The sequence below is a fragment of the Streptomyces sp. NPDC001709 genome, assembly GCF_053596375.1.
In genome coordinates, this window is sequence record NZ_JBSFGB010000018.1 from 110,352 (window position 1) to 130,906 (window position 20,555).

At 70.7% G+C, this 20,555-nt stretch carries 21 protein-coding genes; 2 read left to right on the top strand and 19 right to left on the bottom strand.

Annotated elements, in window-relative coordinates; translation table 11 throughout:
- Nucleotides 1–147: 147 nt before the first annotated feature.
- Complete coding sequence (locus ACWC0C_RS25665) at nt 148–381, top strand: hypothetical protein (protein WP_450866132.1); 234 nt, start codon at nt 148–150, stop codon at nt 379–381.
- 69 nt (nt 382–450) lie between these two features.
- Here the strand turns inward: ACWC0C_RS25665 and metK are convergent, their stop codons facing one another.
- From metK to pyrR, 13 genes are all read right to left on the bottom strand, one after another.
- Nucleotides 451–1,659, bottom strand: a complete 1,209-nt coding sequence (gene metK / locus ACWC0C_RS25670) for a methionine adenosyltransferase (protein ID WP_450866133.1) — start codon at nt 1,657–1,659, stop codon at nt 451–453.
- A 260-nt stretch (nt 1,660–1,919) separates the two neighbouring features.
- Nucleotides 1,920–3,122, bottom strand: a complete 1,203-nt coding sequence (gene coaBC, locus ACWC0C_RS25675; RefSeq protein ID WP_450866199.1) for a bifunctional phosphopantothenoylcysteine decarboxylase/phosphopantothenate--cysteine ligase CoaBC — start codon at nt 3,120–3,122, stop codon at nt 1,920–1,922.
- A gap of 89 nt (nt 3,123–3,211) precedes the next feature.
- Nucleotides 3,212–3,484, bottom strand: a complete 273-nt coding sequence (gene rpoZ, locus ACWC0C_RS25680; protein WP_003982715.1) for a DNA-directed RNA polymerase subunit omega — start codon at nt 3,482–3,484, stop codon at nt 3,212–3,214.
- 52 nt (nt 3,485–3,536) lie between these two features.
- Nucleotides 3,537–4,094, bottom strand: coding sequence for a guanylate kinase (gene gmk, locus ACWC0C_RS25685; protein WP_450866135.1), 558 nt, complete (start codon nt 4,092–4,094; stop codon nt 3,537–3,539).
- Nucleotides 4,095–4,167: 73 nt separating this feature from the next.
- The gene (locus tag ACWC0C_RS25690; RefSeq protein ID WP_003977346.1) at nt 4,168–4,491 is read right to left on the bottom strand and encodes an integration host factor; all 324 of its coding nucleotides are present in this window, start codon (nt 4,489–4,491) and stop codon (nt 4,168–4,170) included.
- Nucleotides 4,492–4,790: 299 nt separating this feature from the next.
- A complete protein-coding gene (pyrF, locus tag ACWC0C_RS25695) occupies nt 4,791–5,636 on the bottom strand; it encodes an orotidine-5'-phosphate decarboxylase (protein WP_449196731.1) in 846 nt (281 codons plus the stop codon).
- The gene (locus ACWC0C_RS25700) at nt 5,633–6,739 is read right to left on the bottom strand and encodes a quinone-dependent dihydroorotate dehydrogenase (RefSeq protein ID WP_450866137.1); all 1,107 of its coding nucleotides are present in this window, start codon (nt 6,737–6,739) and stop codon (nt 5,633–5,635) included. Before ACWC0C_RS25700 ends, pyrF begins: the two co-directional genes overlap by 4 nt.
- A 67-nt stretch (nt 6,740–6,806) precedes the next feature.
- A complete protein-coding gene (carB, locus tag ACWC0C_RS25705) occupies nt 6,807–10,115 on the bottom strand; it encodes a carbamoyl-phosphate synthase large subunit (RefSeq protein ID WP_450866138.1) in 3,309 nt (1,102 codons plus the stop codon).
- Nucleotides 10,108–11,250 carry a glutamine-hydrolyzing carbamoyl-phosphate synthase small subunit gene (gene carA / locus ACWC0C_RS25710; RefSeq protein ID WP_449196728.1) on the bottom strand — a complete coding sequence of 381 codons (1,143 nt, stop codon included), beginning with the start codon at nt 11,248–11,250 and terminating at the stop codon, nt 10,108–10,110. The genes carB and carA overlap by 8 nt, the downstream gene beginning before the upstream one ends.
- Entirely contained in the window at nt 11,247–11,807 is a 561-nt protein-coding gene (locus ACWC0C_RS25715; protein ID WP_449196727.1) for a PH-like domain-containing protein, read from the bottom strand. The genes carA and ACWC0C_RS25715 overlap by 4 nt, the downstream gene beginning before the upstream one ends.
- Nucleotides 11,804–13,090, bottom strand: a complete 1,287-nt coding sequence (locus tag ACWC0C_RS25720; protein WP_450866141.1) for a dihydroorotase — start codon at nt 13,088–13,090, stop codon at nt 11,804–11,806. Before ACWC0C_RS25720 ends, ACWC0C_RS25715 begins: the two co-directional genes overlap by 4 nt.
- A gap of 5 nt (nt 13,091–13,095) precedes the next feature.
- On the bottom strand, nt 13,096–14,082 hold the full coding sequence (locus ACWC0C_RS25725; RefSeq protein WP_450866142.1) for an aspartate carbamoyltransferase catalytic subunit: 987 nt from the start codon (nt 14,080–14,082) through the stop codon (nt 13,096–13,098).
- Between the two features lie 86 nt (nt 14,083–14,168).
- Nucleotides 14,169–14,750, bottom strand: a complete 582-nt coding sequence (gene pyrR / locus ACWC0C_RS25730; protein ID WP_449196824.1) for a bifunctional pyr operon transcriptional regulator/uracil phosphoribosyltransferase PyrR — start codon at nt 14,748–14,750, stop codon at nt 14,169–14,171.
- Nucleotides 14,751–15,012: 262 nt separating this feature from the next.
- On the opposite strand from pyrR, the gene bldD reads away from it, so the two are divergent.
- The gene (gene bldD, locus ACWC0C_RS25735; protein ID WP_086170636.1) at nt 15,013–15,516 is read left to right on the top strand and encodes a transcriptional regulator BldD; all 504 of its coding nucleotides are present in this window, start codon (nt 15,013–15,015) and stop codon (nt 15,514–15,516) included.
- A gap of 150 nt (nt 15,517–15,666) precedes the next feature.
- On the opposite strand, the gene nusB is transcribed toward bldD, so the two are convergent.
- The 6 genes from nusB to ACWC0C_RS25765 all read right to left on the bottom strand — a co-directional run bounded on the left by nusB (nt 15,667) and on the right by ACWC0C_RS25765 (nt 20,554).
- Nucleotides 15,667–16,101 carry a transcription antitermination factor NusB gene (gene nusB / locus ACWC0C_RS25740; protein WP_449196724.1) on the bottom strand — a complete coding sequence of 145 codons (435 nt, stop codon included), beginning with the start codon at nt 16,099–16,101 and terminating at the stop codon, nt 15,667–15,669.
- A 2-nt stretch (nt 16,102–16,103) separates the two neighbouring features.
- Nucleotides 16,104–16,670 (bottom strand): elongation factor P, encoded by a 567-nt coding sequence (efp, locus tag ACWC0C_RS25745; RefSeq protein ID WP_014671526.1) that lies wholly within the window; start codon nt 16,668–16,670, stop codon nt 16,104–16,106.
- 56 nt (nt 16,671–16,726) lie between these two features.
- The gene (locus tag ACWC0C_RS25750; protein WP_449196723.1) at nt 16,727–17,842 is read right to left on the bottom strand and encodes an aminopeptidase P family protein; all 1,116 of its coding nucleotides are present in this window, start codon (nt 17,840–17,842) and stop codon (nt 16,727–16,729) included.
- Between the two features lie 92 nt (nt 17,843–17,934).
- Nucleotides 17,935–18,807: a Pro-rich N-terminal domain-containing protein gene (locus ACWC0C_RS25755; RefSeq protein ID WP_449196722.1), complete on the bottom strand. Its 873-nt coding sequence runs from the start codon at nt 18,805–18,807 to the stop codon at nt 17,935–17,937.
- Between the two features lie 176 nt (nt 18,808–18,983).
- Nucleotides 18,984–20,075, bottom strand: a complete 1,092-nt coding sequence (gene aroB, locus ACWC0C_RS25760) for a 3-dehydroquinate synthase (protein WP_449196721.1) — start codon at nt 20,073–20,075, stop codon at nt 18,984–18,986.
- Entirely contained in the window at nt 20,072–20,554 is a 483-nt protein-coding gene (locus tag ACWC0C_RS25765; protein ID WP_449196823.1) for a shikimate kinase, read from the bottom strand. Before ACWC0C_RS25765 ends, aroB begins: the two co-directional genes overlap by 4 nt.
- Nucleotide 20,555 lies beyond the last annotated feature (1 nt).

The following is a 20,555-nucleotide window of genomic DNA, read 5'->3' on the forward strand; positions in this document are numbered from 1 at the left end:
CACTGACAACCGGCGTCCCCCCGAGATCCGGATCGGCAGCGGTACGGATTCGGCCTCACCGCATGCCCCACGGGGCGTACCGGGGCCGGACGGGCGGGCCTGGGCTCGCGACCATGACCGATCGGGTTCGACGGCGACGACCTGCTCGTGCTGCTGGACGACGACCCGCGGGAGCCGATGGGCCGGAACCCCCGGCACCCGCTGTCCTGGACCGCGCGCGAACACCCGTCCGAGGTCGTCGCGGTCGGCCGGCGCATCACCGCCGAGCTGATGATCACCTCGCCGGTGGCCCTGTGCCCGGGCCGGACCGCATCCTGCGGGTGGTCGATGCGCAACCTCGACCGGCCACGGCGCCGGATCCGGCTGGCGCCCGCCGACTGAGCCACGGCACGCCGAAGCCCGGCCCCCGCGACGGGGAAGCCGGGCTCCGGTGAGAAGGACGGGGCGGGGCTACAGGCCCGCCGCCAGGCGCAGGGCGTCCACGCGGTCCGTGCGCTCCCAGGTGAAGTCGGGCAGCTCGCGGCCGAAGTGGCCGTAGGCCGCCGTCTGGGCGTAGATCGGGCGGAGCAGGTCGAGGTCGCGGATGATCGCGGCCGGACGGAGGTCGAAGACCTCGTCGATCGCCTTCTCGATCTTCTCGGTCTCGACCTTGTTGGTGCCGAAGGTCTCCACGAACAGACCGACCGGCTCGGCCTTGCCGATGGCGTAGGCGACCTGGACCTCGCAGCGGGAGGCCAGGCCCGCCGCCACGACGTTCTTGGCGACCCAGCGCATCGCGTACGCCGCCGAGCGGTCCACCTTGGACGGGTCCTTGCCGGAGAAGGCGCCGCCGCCGTGGCGGGCCATGCCGCCGTAGGTGTCGATGATGATCTTGCGGCCGGTCAGGCCGGCGTCGCCCATCGGGCCGCCGATCTCGAAGCGGCCGGTCGGGTTGACCAGCAGGCGGTAGCCGTCGGTCTCCAGCTTGATGCCCTCGTCCAGGAGCGCCTTCAGCTCCGGCTCCACGACGAACTCGCGGATGTCGGGCGCCAGCAGCGACTCCAGGTCGATGTCGGAGGCGTGCTGCGAGGAGACGACCACGGTGTCGAGACGGACGGCCTTGTCGCCGTCGTACTCGATGGTGACCTGCGTCTTGCCGTCCGGGCGCAGGTAGGGGATGGTGCCGTTCTTGCGGACCTCGGACAGCCGCTTGGACAGGCGGTGCGCCAGGAAGATCGGCAGCGGCATCAGGGTCGGGGTCTCGTCGGACGCGTAGCCGAACATCAGGCCCTGGTCGCCGGCGCCCTGCCGGTCCAGCTCGTCCTCGTCGCCTTCCACCCGAGACTCGTACGCCGTGTCCACACCCTGCGCGATGTCCGGGGACTGCGCGCCGATGGACACCGACACGCCGCAGGAGGCGCCGTCGAATCCCTTCTTGGAGGAGTCGTAGCCGATGTCGAGGATCTTGCCGCGGACCAGGTTCGCGATGTCCGCGTAGGCCTTGGTCGTCACCTCGCCGGCCACGTGCACCAGGCCGGTGGTGATCAGCGTCTCGACGGCGACCCGGGAGGTCGGGTCCTCGCGCAGGAGCGCGTCGAGAATGGTGTCGCTGATCTGGTCAGCGATCTTGTCGGGGTGACCCTCGGTCACGGACTCCGAGGTGAACAGGCGACGGGACACAACGCTCCCTGTGGTTGCAGCGGCTGCTGGCTGATCATTTGCGGCAGCGCGCGGGGCTGCGCCCGGCGCCGACCGGAACAGTTTATCGGTCGCACTCGGCCGATGGGGCACGTGTCTCGCCTCTCGGGAGCGCTGTGACCTGCGGCACGGGCATTCTGCACAATGCCGGGCGGCGTTGGCCAGGGCCGCCACACCCGATTTGATCGGTCATCGAGCGCGCCGTCAACGGTGCCTCACGATCCGGACGAGGAGCGGCCGGGTCAGCCCAGCCGCCGCGCGACCAGGTCCCAGACGGTGTCGGCCAGGGCTTCCTTGGGGCCGTACGGCACCGGGGTCTCGCTGCCGTCGGCGCCCAGCACCACGGCCTCGTTCTCCTCGGAGCCGAAGGTCTTGCGCTCCCCCACCTCGTTGACCACGAGCAGGTCACAGCCCTTGCGGGCGAGCTTGGTGCGGCCGTTGGCGAGGACGTCGTCGGTCTCGGCGGCGAAGCCGACGACCACCTGGCCGGGGTGGGCGCGCTCGGCCGAGATCTCCGCGAGGATGTCCGGATTGCGGACCAGGACGATCGGGTCGGGGTCCTGGCCGTCCTTCTTCTTGATCTTGCCGGCGGCGTAGGCCGCCGGGCGGAAGTCGGCGACGGCGGCGGCCATGACGACGGCGTCGGCGTCCGCCGCCGCCTTCAGGACGGCCTCGCGCAGCTGGACGGCCGTGCCGACCGGCACGACGTCCACGCCCGCCGGATCGGGCAGGCCGGTGTTGGCCGCGATCAGCGTGACCCGGGCGCCGCGGGCGGCGGCGGTGCGGGCGAGGGCGTAGCCCTGCTTGCCGGAGGAGCGGTTGCCAAGGAAGCGGACCGGGTCCAGGGGCTCGCGGGTGCCGCCGGCGGAGACGACGACGTGCCGCCCCTCCAGGTCGGGCTCGGTGACGCCCCGGGCCAGCACCCGGCGGCAGATCTCGAAGATCTCCCCGGGGTCGGGCAGCCGGCCCTTGCCGGTGTCGACTCCGGTGAGCCGGCCGACGGCGGGCTCGATGACGACGGCGCCGCGGCGGCGCAGCGTGGCCACGTTCTCCTGGGTGGCCGGGTGCTCCCACATCTCGGTGTGCATGGCGGGCGCGAAGACGACCGGGCAGCGGGCGGTCAGGAGGGTGTTGGTGAGCAGGTCGTCGGCGAGGCCGTGCGCGGCCTTGGCGAGCATGTCGGCCGTGGCGGGCGCGACGACCACCAGGTCGGCGTGCTGGCCGATGCGGACGTGCGGGACCTCGTGGACGCCGTCCCAGACCTCCGTGGAGACGGGGTTGCCGGACAGGGCGGACCAGGTGGCGGCGCCGACGAAGTGCAGCGCGGAGGCGGTGGGCACCACGCGGACGTCATGACCCGACTCCGTGAACCTTCTCAGCAGCTCACAGGCCTTGTAGGCGGCGATGCCGCCGCTGACTCCCAGAACGACCCTCGGCTTGTCCACCGGGACTCCCATTCGTTGAACCTACGCCTCCATGACACACCACAGGCCCGGCAGTCGCGCCGCCGGGCCTGTCATGCGAAAACGAACGGTTACTGCGCGGGGCCCTCGACGGCCTCGGACGTCAGCAGACCCGCGTTGATCTCACGCAGGGCGATCGAGAGCGGCTTCTCGTGGACGTGGGTGTCGACGAGCGGACCGACGTACTCGAGGAGGCCCTCGCCGAGCTGCGAGTAGTACGCGTTGATCTGGCGGGCACGCTTGGCCGCGTAGATCACGAGGCTGTACTTCGAGTCGGTGGCCTCGAGAAGCTCGTCGATCGGCGGGTTGATGATGCCCTCGGGCGCGGTGATGGAAGAGGACACGCTCTACCTTCCGATGGGTGGGAAAAGATCATTCATGATCACACACTCGTGATCACACAACATCCATCAAGGCTAGCAGCTCGCGCGCCACGTCCTCGACGGAGGTGTTGACCAAGGTCGTGTCGAACTCCGGCTCGGCCGCCAGTTCGGTCCTGGCCGCCTCCAGGCGGCGCTCGATGACCTCGGGCGGCTCGGTGCCACGGCCGGTCAGCCTGCGCACCAGCTCCTCCCAGGAGGGCGGAGCCAGGAACACCAGCTGGGCGTCGGACATGGAGTCCCGGACCTGCCGGGCGCCCTGGAGGTCGATCTCCAGCAGGACGGCCTCGCCGTTCTCCAGCCGTTCCTGTACGGCCGCGCGGGGCGTGCCGTAGCGGTTGCCGGCGAACTCGGCCCACTCCAGCAGCTCGCCGTTGGCGATCAGCTTGTCCATCTCCTCGTCGGTGACGAAGAAGTAGTGGACTCCGTGCTGCTCGCCGGGGCGCGGCCTGCGGGTGGTGGCCGACACCGAGAGCCAGACCTCGGGGTGTTCCTTGCGCATATGGGCGACGACCGTGCTCTTGCCGACCCCCGAGGGGCCGGAGAGCACGGTCAGCCGCGGACGTTCACTCATGCAGCGATTATTCCAGCAATCCCGGAGTGCCCGGGACTCCCGGTCCGCCTCCCCGTGGGCCGGGGCTGCGGCCTCAGGAGCCGGTGCTGCCGAACTCACGCTCCAGGGACGCGATCTGGTTGGAACCGAGACCGCGCACGCGGCGGCTCTCGGAGATGCCCAGACGCTCCATGATCTGCTTGGCGCGGACCTTGCCCACGCCCGGAAGGGACTCGAGCAGCGCGGAGACCTTCATCTTGCCGATGACGTCGTTCTCCTGGCCCTGCTTGATGACCTCGTGCAGGGAGGCGCCGGAGTGCTTGAGTCGATTCTTGACCTCGGCCCGCTCCCGGCGAGCCGCGGCGGCCTTTTCGAGCGCGGCTGCGCGCTGTTCGGGGGTAAGGGGCGGAAGAGCCACGCCTACGTCACCTCGGATGTCGAACTGTCGGATACGGACCGGTGAGGAACCTAGTCGCCCCACACCTGGGGAGCCACGAGCAACACGCTTCGCCCGTTCTCCCCCACTACCTAATGGGTGTGGGGGTGTCCCCACAGCTCGGAGACTAGCGGTCAAGTCCGCCAGAGTCAGCGAGAACAGCGGAAAAGTCCTGGTCAGCCTCCGCCAGGCCGGACATTTCAGACATAATGCCCCCGATTTGAGGATGTATTCACGCTCAAGTCGTCATGCCGCCGCTCCCGGAGCACCCCTCGCAGGACTCAGGCACCCGCGACAGCGGCCTGGATCTCCTGCGCGAAGCGCTCGGCGGACGCGCGCAGCGCCCCGACGTCGGGACCGTGACGCAGGACACCCCGGCTGACGTTCGGCACGACGTTGCGCAGCGCCGCGCCGAACACCTGCGGAAGGTCGGCCGGGGTCGCGCCCTGGGCGCCGACGCCGGGGGCGAGCAGCGGGCCGTTGATGGCCAGGTCGTACGACGACAGGTCGCCGACGGTGGCGCCGACCACGGCACCGAAGGAGCCCAGCGGCTCCTCCCCCGCGTTCTCGGCGGCCAGGTGGGCCAGCATGGTCGCGCCCACGGTACGGCCGTCGGCGCGGACCGCGTGCTGGACCTCGGGCCCTTCCGGGTTGGAGGTCAGCGCCAGCACGAACAGTCCGGCGCCGCTCTCCCGGGCCAGCGCGACGGCCGGGCTGAGCGAGCCGTAGCCGAGGTACGGCGAGACGGTCAGGGCGTCGGAGAACAGCGGGGCGTCCTTGTGCAGGAACGCCTCGGCGTACCCGGCCATGGTCGAGCCGATGTCGCCGCGCTTGGCGTCCATCACGACGAGGGTGCCGGCCGCGCGCGCCTCCTGGACGATCGTCTCCAGGACGGCGACGCCGCGCGAGCCGAAGCGCTCGAAGAAGGCGCTCTGCGGCTTCATCACCGCGACCCGGTCGGCCACCGCCTCGACGACCGTGCGGCTGAACCGCTCCAGACCGGCCACGTCGTCGTTCAGGCCCCACTCAGCGAGCAGGGAGGCGTGCGGGTCGATGCCGACGCACAGCGGGCCGCGCTCGTCCATGGCGCGGCGCAGGCGGGCACCGAAGGGCTCCAGGATCGTCATGCGGGCTTCCTCACGTCGGCGCCGACCGCGTCGGCGAGGGTGGCGTACGGGCTGGTGCGCAGGCGGGCGGCGAGGCCCTTGTGGATCGCACGGGTCCAGAAGGGGCCCTCGTAGATGAAGGCGCTGTACCCCTGGACCAGCGTGGCACCGGCCAGGATGCGCTGCCAGGCGTCCTCGGCGGTCTCGATGCCGCCCACGCCCACGAGCGTGATCCGGTCGCCCACGCGCGCGTACAGGCGGCGCAGCACCTCCAGGGAGCGCGCCTTGAGGGGGGCACCGGACAGGCCGCCGGTCTCCTTCACCAGCGAGGGTGCGGATTTCAGACCGAGTCCCTCGCGCGCGATGGTGGTGTTGGTCGCGATGATGCCGTCCAGGCCCAGCTCCACGGCCAGGTCGGCCACGGCGTCGATGTCCTCGTCGGCGAGGTCCGGCGCGATCTTCACCAGCAGCGGGACGCGCCGGCCGGGGACCGTGCGGTCGGCGGCCTCGCGCACGGCGGTCAGCAGCGGGCGCAGCGACTCGGTGGCCTGCAGGTTGCGCAGGCCGGGCGTGTTCGGCGAGGAGACGTTGACCACCAGGTAGTCCGCGTACGGCGCGAGGCGCTCGGCCGACTTCACATAGTCGGCGACGGCCTCCGCCTCCGGGACGACCTTCGTCTTGCCGATGTTGACGCCCACGACCGTCTTGAAAACCGGCTGACGCGAGGCGAGGCGGGCCGCCACGGCCAGCGAGCCGTCGTTGTTGAAGCCCATGCGGTTGATCAGCGCGCGGTCCGCGACGAGGCGGAACAGCCGCTTCTTGGGGTTGCCGGGTTGCGGCTCGCCGGTGACCGTGCCGATCTCGACGTGGTCGAAGCCCAGCATCGACATGCCGTCGATCGCGACGGCGTTCTTGTCGAAGCCGGCGGCGAGCCCGAAGGGGCCGTGCATGCGCAGCCCGAAGGCCTCGGTGCGCAGCTCCTTGTAGCGGGGTGCGAGGGCGGCTGCGATGAAAGTGCGCAGCACGGGGATGCGGACGGCCAGGCGGATCCAGCGGAAGGCCAGGTAGTGGGCCTTCTCGGGGTCCATCCGTGTGAACACCAGGCGGAAGAACAGCTCGTACATCTCGAAAAAGTCCTCAGAGGTCCTCAAGAAGAGGGGGACACCGTTTCCGGTGTCCCCCTCAGGGCTGCTAGTCGCGGCCCGCGGTCAGGTGTTCCGCGTGTTCCTGGAGCGAACGGACGCCCACGTCACCGTGGTTGAGTGCGTCGATGCCCTGGACGGCCGCGGCGAGTGCCTGGACGGTGGTCAGGCACGGCACGGAGCGGGCCACCGCGGCCGTACGGATGTCGTAGCCGTCGAGGCGGCCACCGGTGCCGTACGGGGTGTTGACGATGAGGTCGACCTCGCCGTCGTGGATCAGCTGGACGATGGTCCGCTCGCCGTTCGGGCCGGTGCCCTCGGACTGCTTGCGCACGACCGCGGCGTTGATGCCGTTGCGCTTGAGGACCTCGGCGGTGCCCGACGTGGCCAGCAGCTCGAAGCCGTGGGCGACCAGCTCACGCGCCGGGAAGATCATCGAGCGCTTGTCGCGGTTGGCGACCGAGATGAACGCGCGGCCCTTGGTGGGCAGCGGGCCGTAGGCGCCCGCCTGCGACTTGGCGTACGCCGTGCCGAAGACGGAGTCGATGCCCATGACCTCGCCGGTGGAGCGCATCTCCGGGCCGAGGATGGTGTCGACGCCGCGGCCGTGGATGTCGCGGAAGCGCGACCACGGCATGACGGCCTCCTTGACGGAGATCGGCGCGTCCAGCGGCAGCTCGCCGCCGTCGCCGTCCTTCGGCAGCAGGCCCTCGGCGCGCAGTTCGGCGATCGTCGCGCCCAGCGAGATGCGGGCGGCGGCCTTCGCGAGCGGCACCGCCGTCGCCTTGGAGGTGAAGGGGACCGTCCGGGAGGCGCGCGGGTTGGCCTCCAGGACGTAGAGGATGTCTCCGGCCATGGCGAACTGGATGTTGATGAGCCCGCGGACCCCGACACCCTTGGCGATGGCCTCGGTCGAGGCACGCAGCCGCTTGATGTCGAAGCCGCCGAGGGTGATCGGGGGCAGGGCGCACGCCGAGTCGCCGGAGTGGATGCCGGCCTCCTCGATGTGCTCCATCACGCCGCCGAGGTACAGCTCCTCGCCGTCGTAGAGGGCGTCGACGTCGATCTCTATCGCGTCGTCCAGGAAGCGGTCGACGAGGACCGGCCGGGAGGGGCTGATCTCGGTCGACTCGGCGATGTAGGCGGCGAGGCGGGTCTCGTCGTAGACGATCTCCATGCCGCGCCCGCCGAGCACGTACGACGGCCGGACCAGGACCGGGTAGCCGATCTCGTCGGCGATGGCCTTGGCCTCGTCGAAGGTGGTGGCCGTGCCGTGCTTCGGGGCCGGCAGGCCCGCCTCGGCGAGGACGCGCCCGAAGGCGCCGCGGTCCTCGGCCGCGTGGATGGCCTCCGGGGACGTGCCGACGATCGGCACGCCGTTGTCCTTCAGGGCCTGCGACAGGCCGAGCGGGGTCTGGCCGCCCAGCTGCACGATCACGCCCGCGACCGGTCCGGCCTGCTGCTCGGCGTGCACGATCTCCAGCACGTCCTCCAGCGTCAGCGGCTCGAAGTACAGCCGGTCGGAGGTGTCGTAGTCGGTGGAGACGGTCTCCGGGTTGCAGTTGACCATCACGGTCTCGTAGCCCGCGTCGCTCAGCGCGAAGGAGGCGTGGACGCAGGAGTAGTCGAACTCGATGCCCTGGCCGATGCGGTTCGGGCCGGAGCCCAGGATGATGACGGCCGGCTTCTCGCGGGTCGCGACCTCCGACTCCTCGTCGTAGGCGGAGTAGAAGTAGGGCGTCTTCGCGGCGAACTCGGCGGCGCAGGTGTCGACCGTCTTGTAGACCGGGCGCAGGCCGAGCGCGTGCCGGACCTCGCGGACGACGTCCTCGCGCAGGCCGCGGATCTCACCGACCTGCTGGTCGGAGAAGCCGTGCCGCTTGGCCTCGGCGAGCAGCTCGCGGGTCAGCTCGGGCGCCTCGGCCAGCTCGTCCGCGATCTCCTTGATCAGGAAGAGCTGGTCCACGAACCAGGGGTCGATCTTCGTGTACTCGAAGATCTCCTCGGGCGTGGCACCGGCGCGGATGGCCTGCATGACCGTGTTGATCCGGCCGTCGGTGGGGCGCACGGCCTCGCGCAGCAGCGCGTCCTTGTCCCCGGTCTCGCCGACGAAGGTGAACTGGCTGCCCTTCTTCTCCAGCGAGCGCAGCGCCTTCTGGAAGGCCTCGGGGAAGTTGCGCCCGATGGCCATGGCCTCGCCGACCGACTTCATGGTGGTGGTCAGCGTGGAGTCGGCCTGCGGGAACTTCTCGAAGGCGAACCGCGGGGCCTTGACCACCACGTAGTCGAGGGTCGGCTCGAAGGAGGCCGGCGTCTCCTGGGTGATGTCGTTCGGGATCTCGTCCAGGGTGTAGCCGACGGCCAGCTTGGCGGCGATCTTGGCGATGGGGAAGCCGGTCGCCTTGGAGGCGAGGGCCGACGACCGCGACACACGCGGGTTCATCTCGATGACGATCACGCGGCCGTCGTCGGGGTTCACCGCGAACTGGATGTTGCAGCCGCCGGTGTCGACGCCGACCTCGCGGATCACGGCGATGCCGATGTCGCGCAGGATCTGGTACTCGCGGTCGGTGAGCGTCATCGCGGGCGCGACGGTGATCGAGTCACCGGTGTGCACGCCCATGGGGTCGAAGTTCTCGATGGAGCAGACGACCACGACGTTGTCGTGCTTGTCGCGCATCAGCTCCAGCTCGTACTCCTTCCAGCCGAGGATGGACTCCTCCAGGAGCACCTCGGTGGTCGGGGAGAGCGTGAGGCCCTGACCGGCGATGCGGCGCAGCTCCTCCTCGTCGTGGGCGAAGCCGGAGCCGGCGCCGCCCATGGTGAAGGACGGGCGGACGACGACGGGGTAGCCGCCGAGCGTCTCGACGCCCTTGAGGACGTCGTCCATGGAGTGGCAGATGACCGAGCGGGCGGACTCGCCGTGTCCGGTCTTGCGCCGGACCTCCTCCACGACCTCCTTGAACAGGTCGCGGTCCTCGCCCTTGTGGATCGCCTCGGGCTTGGCGCCGATCAGCTCGACGCCGTACTTGGCCAGGACGCCGTTCTCGTGCAGCGAGATGGCGGTGTTCAGGGCCGTCTGGCCGCCCAGGGTGGGCAGCAGGGCGTCGGGGCGCTCCTTGACGATGATCTTCTCGACGAACTCCGGGGTGATCGGCTCGACGTACGTGGCGTCGGCGATCTCCGGGTCGGTCATGATCGTCGCCGGGTTGGAGTTGACGAGGATCACGCGCAGGCCCTCGGCGCGCAGGATGCGGCACGCCTGCGTGCCGGAGTAGTCGAACTCGGCGGCCTGGCCGATGACGATCGGGCCGGAGCCGATGACCAGGACGGACTGGATATCGGTGCGCTTAGGCACGCTGGCCCTCCATCAGGGAAACGAAGCGGTCGAACAGGTAGGCGGCGTCGTGCGGGCCCGCTGCCGCTTCGGGGTGGTACTGGACGGAGAAGGCCGGCTGGTCGAGCAGCTGCAGCCCCTCCACGACGTCGTCGTTCAGGCAGACGTGGGAGACCTCGGCGCGGCCGAACCTGGTCTCGCTGACCTTGTCGAGCGGCGCGTCCACGGCGAAGCCGTGGTTGTGCGCGGTGACCTCGACCTTGCCGGTCGTACGGTCCTGGACCGGCTGGTTGATGCCGCGGTGGCCGTACTTCAGCTTGTAGGTGCCGAAGCCGAGGGCGCGGCCGAGGATCTGGTTGCCGAAGCAGATGCCGAACAGCGGCGTCCTGCGCTCCAGGACGGCGGTCATCAGCGCGACCGGGCCGTCGGCCGTGGCCGGGTCACCGGGGCCGTTGGAGAAGAAGACCCCGTCCGGGTTCACGGCGTAGATCTCGTCGGCCGTGGCCGTCGCCGGGAGCACGTGCACCTCGATGCCGCGCTCGGCCATCCGCTGCGGGGTCATGCCCTTGATGCCGAGGTCGACGGCGGCGACGGTGAACCGCTTCTCGCCGATCGCGGGGACGACGTACGCCTCCTTGGTCGCGACCTCCTCGTACAGGCTCAGGCCCTTCATGCGGGGCTGGGCCTGCACACGCGTGAGGAGCTCGGACTCGGCCGTGATCGCCTCGCCGGAGAAGATGCCGGCGCGCATGGAGCCGCGCTCGCGCAGGTGGCGGGTGAGGGCGCGGGTGTCGATCCCGGAGATGCCGACCACGCCCTGGGCGACCAGCTCGTCGTCCAGGGAACGCTTGGCGCGCCAGTTGGACGGCACGCGCGCGGGGTCGCGCACGACGTAGCCGGAGACCCAGATGCGGCTCGACTCGTCGTCCTCGTCGTTCCAGCCGGTGTTGCCGATCTGCGGGGCGGTCGCGACGACGATCTGCCGGTCGTACGAGGGATCGGTCAGGGTTTCCTGGTAGCCGGTCATACCGGTGGAGAACACGGCCTCGCCGAAGGTCTCCCCCACGGCCCCGTAGGCGCGGCCGCGGAAGGTGCGGCCGTCCTCCAGGACGAGTACGGCGGGAACCTTGGCAGTTCCCCTGGTGGAGGTCGTCATCGTGCGCCTTCCGTGTCGTTGATCATGTGGTTCAGGGTGTCGACCCACTCGGTGTGCTCGGCCGCCTCGTCGGAGCGGAAGCCGGAGTCGATCAGCTTGTCGCCGAGCGCCCAGGTCACCACCAGCAGTCCGCCCTCGGGGAGGACCTTGCCGGCGATGGCCTTGTCCAGCCGGGCCCCGCGCAGCGCGGTGGTGGGGACGAAGAAGTCTCTGGCTCCGGGGCGTTCGACCTCCAGACCTTGCTCCGTCAGGGTCAGCTCGACCCGGCTGCGGGTGCCCAGGCCGTGGGCCACGATGCGGTCCAGCCACTGTCCTGCGGTGGTGGAGCCGTGGTAGCGGCCGCTCAGCTCAAGTTTCGCCGGGCCGGTCTCCTCCGGCGCGCTGGGCGGCGCGGGCAGGTCACTCTGGAGGGTGCCGCGCCACTTCCAGCCCTCGCGCATCAGCCAGTAGACGAGCGCGATGAAGAGGGCGAGTCCGACGAGCCAGCCGATGCGGGCCGGCCAGTCGGTGACGTCGGCCGACCTCTTGGCCTCGGCCAGCAGGATTACAGGTGTCACGTGAGCTTCCCGTCGACGAGCGTGGCCTTGCCCCGCAGCCACGTGTGCGTCACACGGCCCGGCAGCTCACGCCCCTGGTACGGGGTGTTGCGGCTGCGCGAGGCGAAGCCCGCGGGGTCCACCCGGCCACGGTATTCCGTGTCGACGAGGGTGAGGTTGGCGGGCTCACCAGCCGAGACGGGACGGCCGTGCCCGGTGGCCTGTCCGATCTGCGCGGGCTTGACGGACATACGGTCGGCGACGCCGGCCCAGTCCAGCAGGCCCGTGTCGACCATGGTCTCCTGGACCACTGACAACGCGGTCTCCAGGCCGACCATGCCCATGGCGGCCGCGGCCCACTCGCAGTCCTTGTCCTCGTGCGGGTGGGGGGCGTGGTCGGTGGCGACGATGTCGATCGTGCCGTCCGCGAGCGCCTCGCGCAGGGCGTGCACGTCCCGCTCGGTGCGCAGCGGCGGGTTGACCTTGTAGACCGGGTTGTAGGTGCGCACCAGCTCGTCGGTGAGGAGCAGGTGGTGCGGGGTCACCTCGGCGGTGACGGCGATGCCGCGGGACTTGGCCCAGCGGACGATCTCCACGGAACCGGCGGTCGACAGGTGGCAGATGTGGACGCGGGAGCCGACGTGCTCGGCGAGGAGCACATCGCGGGCGATGATCGACTCCTCGGCGACGGCCGGCCAGCCGCCCAGGCCCAGCTCGGCGGAGACGACGCCCTCGTTCATCTGGGCGCCCTCGGTGAGCCGCGGCTCCTGCGCGTGCTGGGCGACGACCCCGCCGAAGGCCTTCACGTACTCCAGCGCACGGCGCATGATCACCGCGTCGTCGACGCACTTGCCGTCGTCGGAGAAGACGGTGACCCCGGCGGCGGACTCGTGCATGGCGCCCAGCTCGGCGAGCTTCTTGCCCTCCAGGCCGACGGTGACGGCGCCGATGGGCTGCACATCGCAGTAGCCGTGCTCCTGGCCCAGCCGGTAGACCTGCTCGACGACGCCGGCGGTGTCGGCGACGGGGAAGGTGTTGGCCATGGCGAAGACCGCGGTGTAGCCCCCGGAGGCGGCCGCGCGGGTGCCGGTCAGGACCGTCTCGGAGTCCTCGCGGCCCGGCTCGCGCAGGTGGGTGTGCAGGTCGACCAGGCCCGGCAGCAGCACCTTGCCGCCGGCCTCCACGACCTCGGCGCCCTCGGCGGACAGCCCCGTGCCGACCGCCTCGATCACCTCGCCGTCGATCAGCACGTCCTGCGGCTCGCCGCCGAGCACCTTCGCACCACGGATCAGGATCTTGCTCATGGGTCTTACTTCTCCTCGGAACCGGTGGGGCGGGTGTGGGTGACGGCGGGTTCGTTGCCGCCGAGCAGCAGGTACAGGACGGCCATCCGGATGGAGACGCCGTTGGCGACCTGCTCGACGGCGGTGCAGCGGTCGGAGTCGGCGACCTCGGCGGTGATCTCCATGCCGCGCACCATCGGGCCGGGGTGCATCACGATGGCGTGCTCGGGCAGCCGGGCCATCCGGTCGCCGTCGAGGCCGTAGCGGCGGGAGTACTCGCGCTCGGTCGGGAAGAAGGCGGCGTTCATCCGCTCGCGCTGGACCCGGAGCATCATCACCGCGTCGGACTTCGGCAGCACGCTGTCGAGGTCGTACGACACCTCGCACGGCCAGCTCTCGACACCGACCGGCACCAGCGTGGGCGGGGCGACCAGGGTGACGTCGGCGCCGAGGGTGTGCAGCAGGTCGACGTTGGAGCGGGCGACCCGGCTGTGCAGGACGTCGCCGACGACGGTGATGCGCTTGCCGGACAGGTCCTGGCCGAGGCCGGCGTCCCGGCCGATCAGCCGACGGCGCATGGTGAAGGCGTCCAGCAGGGCCTGGGTGGGGTGCTGGTGGGTGCCGTCGCCGGCGTTGATGACGGCCGCGTCGATCCAGCCGGAGTTCGCGAGGCGGTACGGGGCTCCGGAGGCGCCGTGCCGGATGACCACGGCGTCGACGCCCATCGCCTCGAGGGTCTGGGCGGTGTCCTTCAGGGACTCGCCCTTGGAGACGCTGGACCCCTTGGCGGAGAAGTTGATGACGTCGGCGGAGAGGCGCTTCTCGGCGGCCTCGAACGAGATACGCGTGCGCGTGGAGTCCTCGAAGAAGAGGTTGACGATCGTGCGGCCGCGCAGGGTCGGCAGCTTCTTGATCGGCCGGTCGGCGACCCGGGCCATCTCCTCGGCGGTGTCGAGGATCAGGACGGCGTCGTCGCGGGTGAGGTCGGCGGCCGAGATGAGATGACGCTGCATCTGTCAGGCTCCGTAAGGCAGTTCGGGAGGATTGGGGCAAATCGGCGCGCATGCGGGCACGCCGAAGCGGCCGTGCGCCGGATCTGCTACTGGTCGGCCCGCTTCACACCGAGCAGCACGGTGTCGCGACCGTCCTCCTCGGCGAGCTGGACCTTGACCGTCTCCCGCAGCGACGTGGGGAGGTTCTTGCCGACGTAGTCGGCGCGGATGGGCAGCTCCCGGTGGCCCCGGTCCACCAGGACCGCGAGCTGGACCGCACGGGGGCGCCCGATGTCGTTCAGGGCGTCGAGGGCGGCACGGATGGTACGGCCGGAGAAGAGCACGTCGTCGACGAGGACGACCAGCTTGCCGTCGATGCCGTCACCGGGGATCTCGGTGCGGGCCAGCGCACGCGGCGGGTGCATGCGCAGGTCGTCGCGGTACATGGTGATGTCGAGCGAGCCGACCGGGACCTTGCGGTCGGTGATCTGCTCCAGCTTGACGGCGAGCCGCTGGGCGAGGAAGACACCCCGGGTGGGAATACCGAGGAGCACCACGTCGTCGGCGCCCTTGGCGCGCTCCACGATCTCGTGGGCGATACGGGTCAGCACGCGGGCGATGTCGGGGCCTTCGAGAACGGGCCGCGCATCGGATGCACGCAGCTGGGCGTGCGAGTCCTGCTTGTCCATGTTGTCCATGGAAAACGGACCTCCTTCTCCGCCTCACGGGACGGATCTTAAAGGACGTCGGATTTGCGCCATCCACCGTAGCAGGTCCAGGCGAGGGCCCCGATCACCCCCCTGGCGCAACCGGCTGCCACTACCACGGAAGAGTCGGTGTGGACCATTCGGCTTGACGCACAAGAGTCACGCTGCGTAACCTCACAGTGAGTTACCAGCCGCGCGGCGGGAAGCCAGTCCGGCCGCGTCGACACAGTGTCCGGGGAGCTATATGTCCAGCGAATACGCCAAACAGCTCGGGGCCAAGCTCCGGGCCATCCGCACCCAGCAGGGCCTTTCCCTCCACGGTGTCGAGGAGAAGTCCCAGGGTCGCTGGAAGGCCGTGGTGGTGGGTTCGTACGAGCGTGGCGACCGTGCCGTAACCGTACAGCGGCTCGCCGAGCTGGCCGATTTCTATGGGGTTCCTGTGCAGGAGCTCCTGCCGGGCACCACGCCGGGCGGCGCCGCCGAGCCCCCGCCGAAGCTGGTTCTGGACCTGGAGCGGCTGGCCACGGTGCCGGCCGAGAAGGCGGGCCCCCTGCAGCGCTACGCGGCGACGATCCAGTCCCAGCGCGGTGACTACAACGGCAAGGTGCTCTCCATCCGCCAGGACGACCTGCGCACACTCGCCGTCATCTACGACCAGTCCCCCTCGGTCCTCACCGAGCAGCTGATCAGCTGGGGTGTGCTGGACGCGGACGCCCGCCGCGCGGTGGCGACGCACGAGGAGAGCTGACCGCTCCGAGCATCAGCAGAAACGTGCCGCCGGGGTGCCCGGAACCTGACTGGTTCCGGCCACCCCGGCGGCTTTTCCACATCACCGGGGAAACGCCGGAGGCCCGCAGCACAGGCATGCTGCGGGCCTCCGGCGAGGTCGTACCGGGCTTTACGCCTGGTCCCGGCGCAGGGACGGCTTGAGCTCCTTGAGCCGGCCGAGCAGACCGTTCACGAAGGACGGCGACTCGTCGGTCGAGAACTCCTTCGCCAGCTGCACCATCTCGTCAAGGACGACGGCGTCGGGGGTCTCGTCGACCCAGATCAGCTCGTACGCACCCAGCCGCAGGATGTTGCGGTCGACCACCGGCATCCGGTCCAGCGTCCAGCCGACCGCGTACTGGGCGATCAGCTCGTCGATCCGCCTCGCGTGTTCCGCGTAGCCCTCGACCAGCTGCATCGTGTACTCGCTGACCGGCGGCTGCCGGGTGTCGGACCGGGACAGCCGGATCCAGTCCGCGAGGACCGTCAGGACGTCGGCGTTGCGCTGGTCGCCCTCGAAGAGGATCTGGAAGGCGCGCTTGCGGGCCGTGTTGCGGGCAGCCACGGTTAGCTGTTCACCCGGCCGAGGTAGTCGCTCGTACGGGTGTCGACCTTGATCTTCTCACCGGTGGTGATGAAGAGCGGGACCTGGATCTGGTGGCCGGTCTCCAGGGTGGCGGGCTTGGTACCACCGGTGGAGCGGTCGCCCTGGACACCCGGCTCGGTCTCGGCGATGGTCAGCTCGACGGCCGCCGGGAGCTCGACGAAGAGCACCTCGCCCTCGTGCTGCGCGACGGTGGCGGTGAAGCCCTCGACGAGGAAGTTCGCGGCGTCGCCGACGGCCTTCCGGTCGATGTGCAGCTGGTCGTAGGTCTCCATGTCCATGAAGACGAAGTACTCGCCGTCCATGTACGAGAACTGCATGTCGCGCTTGTCGACAGTGGCGGTCTCGACCTTGACGCCGGCGTTGAAGGTCTTGTCGACCACCTTGCCGGACAGCACGTTCTTCAGCTTGGTGCGCACGAAGGCCGGGCCCTTGCCGGGCTTGACGTGCTGGAACTCGACGACGGACCAGAGCTGGCCGCCTTCGAGCTTGAGCACCATGCCGTTCTTGAGGTCGTTCGTGGAAGCCACGGTTGCGGAATCTCCTGGACTGACGTACGACCCCGGGGCATGCGCACAGCGCGAGGCTAGAGCGCGAGCAGCTCCTTGGTCGTGATGGTGAGTAGCTCGGGTCCGCCGTCCGCCTCGGGGCGTACGACGAGCGTGTCATCGATCCGGACACCGCCCCGGCCCGGGAGGTGGACCCCCGGTTCGACGGTGACCGGCACGCAAGCGTCCAGTTTACCCATGGCCGCGGGCGCCAACTGCGGGTCCTCGTCGATTTCGAGTCCGACGCCGTGTCCGGTCAGCGGTGGCAGGGCCTCCGCATAGCCGGCGGAGTCCAGTACGTGGCGTGCCGCGCGGTCCACGTCGCGGTAGGCGGCGCCGGGTGCCAGGGACTCGCGTCCGGCGCGCTGGGCGGCGAAGACGAGGTCGTACAGCTCGATCTGCCAGTCCGCGGGCGAGGTGCCGATCACGAAGGTCCGGCCGATCTCGCAGCGGTAGCCGCGGTAGGTCGCGCCCAGGCACACCGTGAGGAAATCGCCCTCCTCCACCCGGCGGTCGGTGGGGCGGTGACCGCGGCGGCCGGAGTTCGGCCCGGTGGCGACGGACGTGGGAAAGGCCGGCCCGTCGGCGCCGTGGTCGACCAGGCGGCGCTCCAGCTCCAGCGCGAGGTGCCGTTCGGTGCGGCCGACCAGGATGGATTCCAGCAGCTCGCCGAGCGCCTGGTCGGCGATCTCCGCGCCGATGCGCAGGCAGGAGATCTCCTCCTCGTCCTTGACCACCCTGAGCTGCTCGACGGCCGCGCCGAGGTCGCCGAGGCGGAGACCTGGGGCGACGGCGGTGATGGCCCTGTGCCGGGCGACCGTGAGGTGGTGTTCCTCCACGGCCAGGGAATCGGCGTCCTGGGCCACGGCGAGGTCGGCCGCCGCGACTGCGGCGTCGCCGCCGAGGACGCCGTTCGGCGGGAGGACGTGCAGGCGCAGGTTCTCGTCCGGGCGGCCCTCGTAGGGGCGGTCGTCGGGCGGGCCCGTGCAGACGAGGAGGTCCTCGCGTTTGCCGAGCAGCAGCGCGGAGCCCTGGGGGGCTGCGGCGGCGAGGTAGCGCACGTTGGCTGGGCGGGTGACGAGCGCTGCCGTGGTGCCGGCCGCGGTGAAGTGGTCTCTCAGGCGGGATCGGCGGGTCGCGTACACCTCTGACATGAGATGAGCGTAGGAGTTTTGACCGGTTTGTGCCGGTTTTTGGGGGCCGAGTGGGGCCCGCGCCCCTTCAGGTGGGACCACCTGCCCCCTGCTTACCAGCTCGGTGGGCTCGCTATCGCTCTCGCCAGGACCTCGTCCAGTACGCGGGCCGTGCCGTGGATGTCCAGCTGGGAGTTGTCGATGATCGGGAGGCCCGAGCCGTACCAGCCGGCCATGCGGCCGTGGATGCGGGCCACCTCCTCGTCGGTGAGGCGGCGGTTGCCGGTGCGCTCGGCGTTGCGTTCCAGGACGATGTCCAGGCCCGGCAGCAGGACGACCGGGAGCAGACCGGGGCCGACGTGCCGCTTCCAGCCGCCGAGGCCGACGACCGGGCGGTCCGGGAAGACGGCGTCGTCCAGGATGCAGGAGATGCCGTTGGCGAGAAAGTTGCGGGCGGCGAAGCCGCAGGTGCGGCGGGCCAGGCGGTACTGGGCCTCGGAGTTGTCGTTCCAGCCCGACTGGGGGTCGGCGAAGCCGGAGCGGACCCATTCGCGGACGTCGTCCAGGCTGATGTGGGCGGTGGGCACGCGGCGGTGGTCCGCCCAGTACTTGGCGACGCTGGTCTTGCCCGCGCCGGCCGGGCCGATCAGCAGGACGGCCAGGGTCGTGGTCGCCGGGTCGGGGACCGCGGCCTGGGCCGGGGGCGCCATGGGCACACCGACCGGGCCGCCGGGAGGCAGCGGGACGTGACCGGTGGTATCAGGGGCCGACGGGACGGCGGGCTGCGCTGCGGGGGGCTGGGGCGCGGGGGGTTGCGGGGGCGTCGGCGGGACGGCGCCGGCCGGGGCCGGGAAGCCCGGCGGCGGGGGCACGGGGGCGGGTCCCGGGTGCGGGCCCGGGTGGTGTGCGGCCGACGCCCAGCCGGCGTGCGGCACCTGCCCCGGCTGGTGGGGCGGCGGCAGCGGAGACCCCACTGCGTGCTGCATCCGTTGCCACTCCGTCTCGTACAAGCAGTTCGTGCAGGCAGCGGGGGCTAACCCGCTGCCTACCGAACGGTACCGTCCCCCGCCGTCATTTGGTGAAACGGCCGGGGGCGGCCTGAAGTGCCCATTCCGCAAAGGAAGTCGAGGTCAGGAATCGGGCGGACGGAACAGCCGGGGACTTACTGGCCCACTTCTCCGTACGCGGCGAGCAGCACGGCCGGGTCCGGCCCCTCCAGGACGGTCGGCTTGGCCAGGCCGTCGAGGACGATGAAGCGCAGCAGGTCGCCGCGGGACTTCTTGTCGATCTTCATGGTCTCCAGCAGCTTGGGCCACTGGTCGTAGCGGTAGTGCAGCGGGAGGCCGACCGCTTCCAGGACCGTGCGGTGGCGGTCCGCCGTCGCGTCGTCCAGCCGGCCCGCCAGGCGGCCCAGTTCGGCGGCGAAGTGCATGCCGACGGCGACCGCCGCGCCGTGCCGCCACTTGTAGCGCTCGTTCTGCTCGATGGCGTGGCCGAGCGTGTGGCCGTAGTTGAGGATCTCGCGCAGGCCCGACTCCTTCAGGTCCGACGAGACGACCTCCGCCTTCACCCGGATGGAGCGCTCGATCAGCTCGGCCGTGTGCGGGCCCGCAGGGGTCCGCGCGGACTCGGGGTCGGACTCGATCAGGTCCAGGATCACCGGGTCGGCGATGAAGCCGGCCTTGATGACCTCGGCGAGCCCGGAGACGTAGTCGTTGACCGGGAGGGAGTCCAGGGCGGCCAGGTCGCACAGGACGCCGGCCGGCGGGTGGAAGGCGCCGACGAGGTTCTTGCCCTCGGCGGTGTTGATGCCGGTCTTGCCGCCGACCGCCGCGTCCACCATCGCCAGCACGGTGGTCGGGATGGCGATCCAGCGCACCCCCCGCAGCCAGGTCGCGGCGACGAAACCGGCGAGGTCCGTGGTCGCGCCGCCACCCACGCCGACGACGACGTCGGAGCGGGTGAAGCCCGACTGGCCGAGCGCCTTCCAGCAGTAGGCGGCGACCTCGGCCGTCTTGGCCTCCTCGGCGTTCGGCACCTGGATGGCGATCGCCTCGTAGCCCTGCCCGGCCAGGTCGGCGCGCAGCGCGTCACCGGTCTCGGCCAGCGCCTCGGGGTGGATCACCGCGACCCGCTTGGCCTTGGCACCGATCAACCCGGCCAGCTCGCCGAGCAGTTGACGCCCGACCAGCACCTCGTAGGGGTCGGTGCCCGCCGTGCCGGCGACCTGGATCCGGGTGACTGCCTCGCTCATGCTTCCTTCAACTCCAGTGCGTCCAGCGCTGCTTGGGTGACCTCTTCGGGGGTACGGCCGTCCGTCGGTACGACGGCGGAGGCGACCTCCTCGTACAGGTGCCGCCGCGCCTCCATCAGTTCGCGCCACTGCTTGCGCGGGTTGACGGCGAGCAGCGGCCGGGCCACGTTCAGGCCGGTGCGCTTGACGGCCTCCTCCACGTCCATGGACAGGTAGACCACCCGGTGCCCGGAGAGCAGCGCGCGCGTGTCGGCGTCGAGGACGGCGCCGCCGCCGAGCGCGAGGACGCCCTCGTGCTCGGCGAGCGCGGTGCGCACGGCCCGCTTCTCGATCGCCCGGAAGACGGGCTCGCCCTCGTCGACGAAGATCTCGGCGATGGCACGGCCCTCGGCGGCGACGATGTCCTCGTCGGTGTCCCGGTAGCCGAGCCCGAGGCGCTCGGCGATCATCCGGCCGACGGTGGACTTGCCGACGCCCATC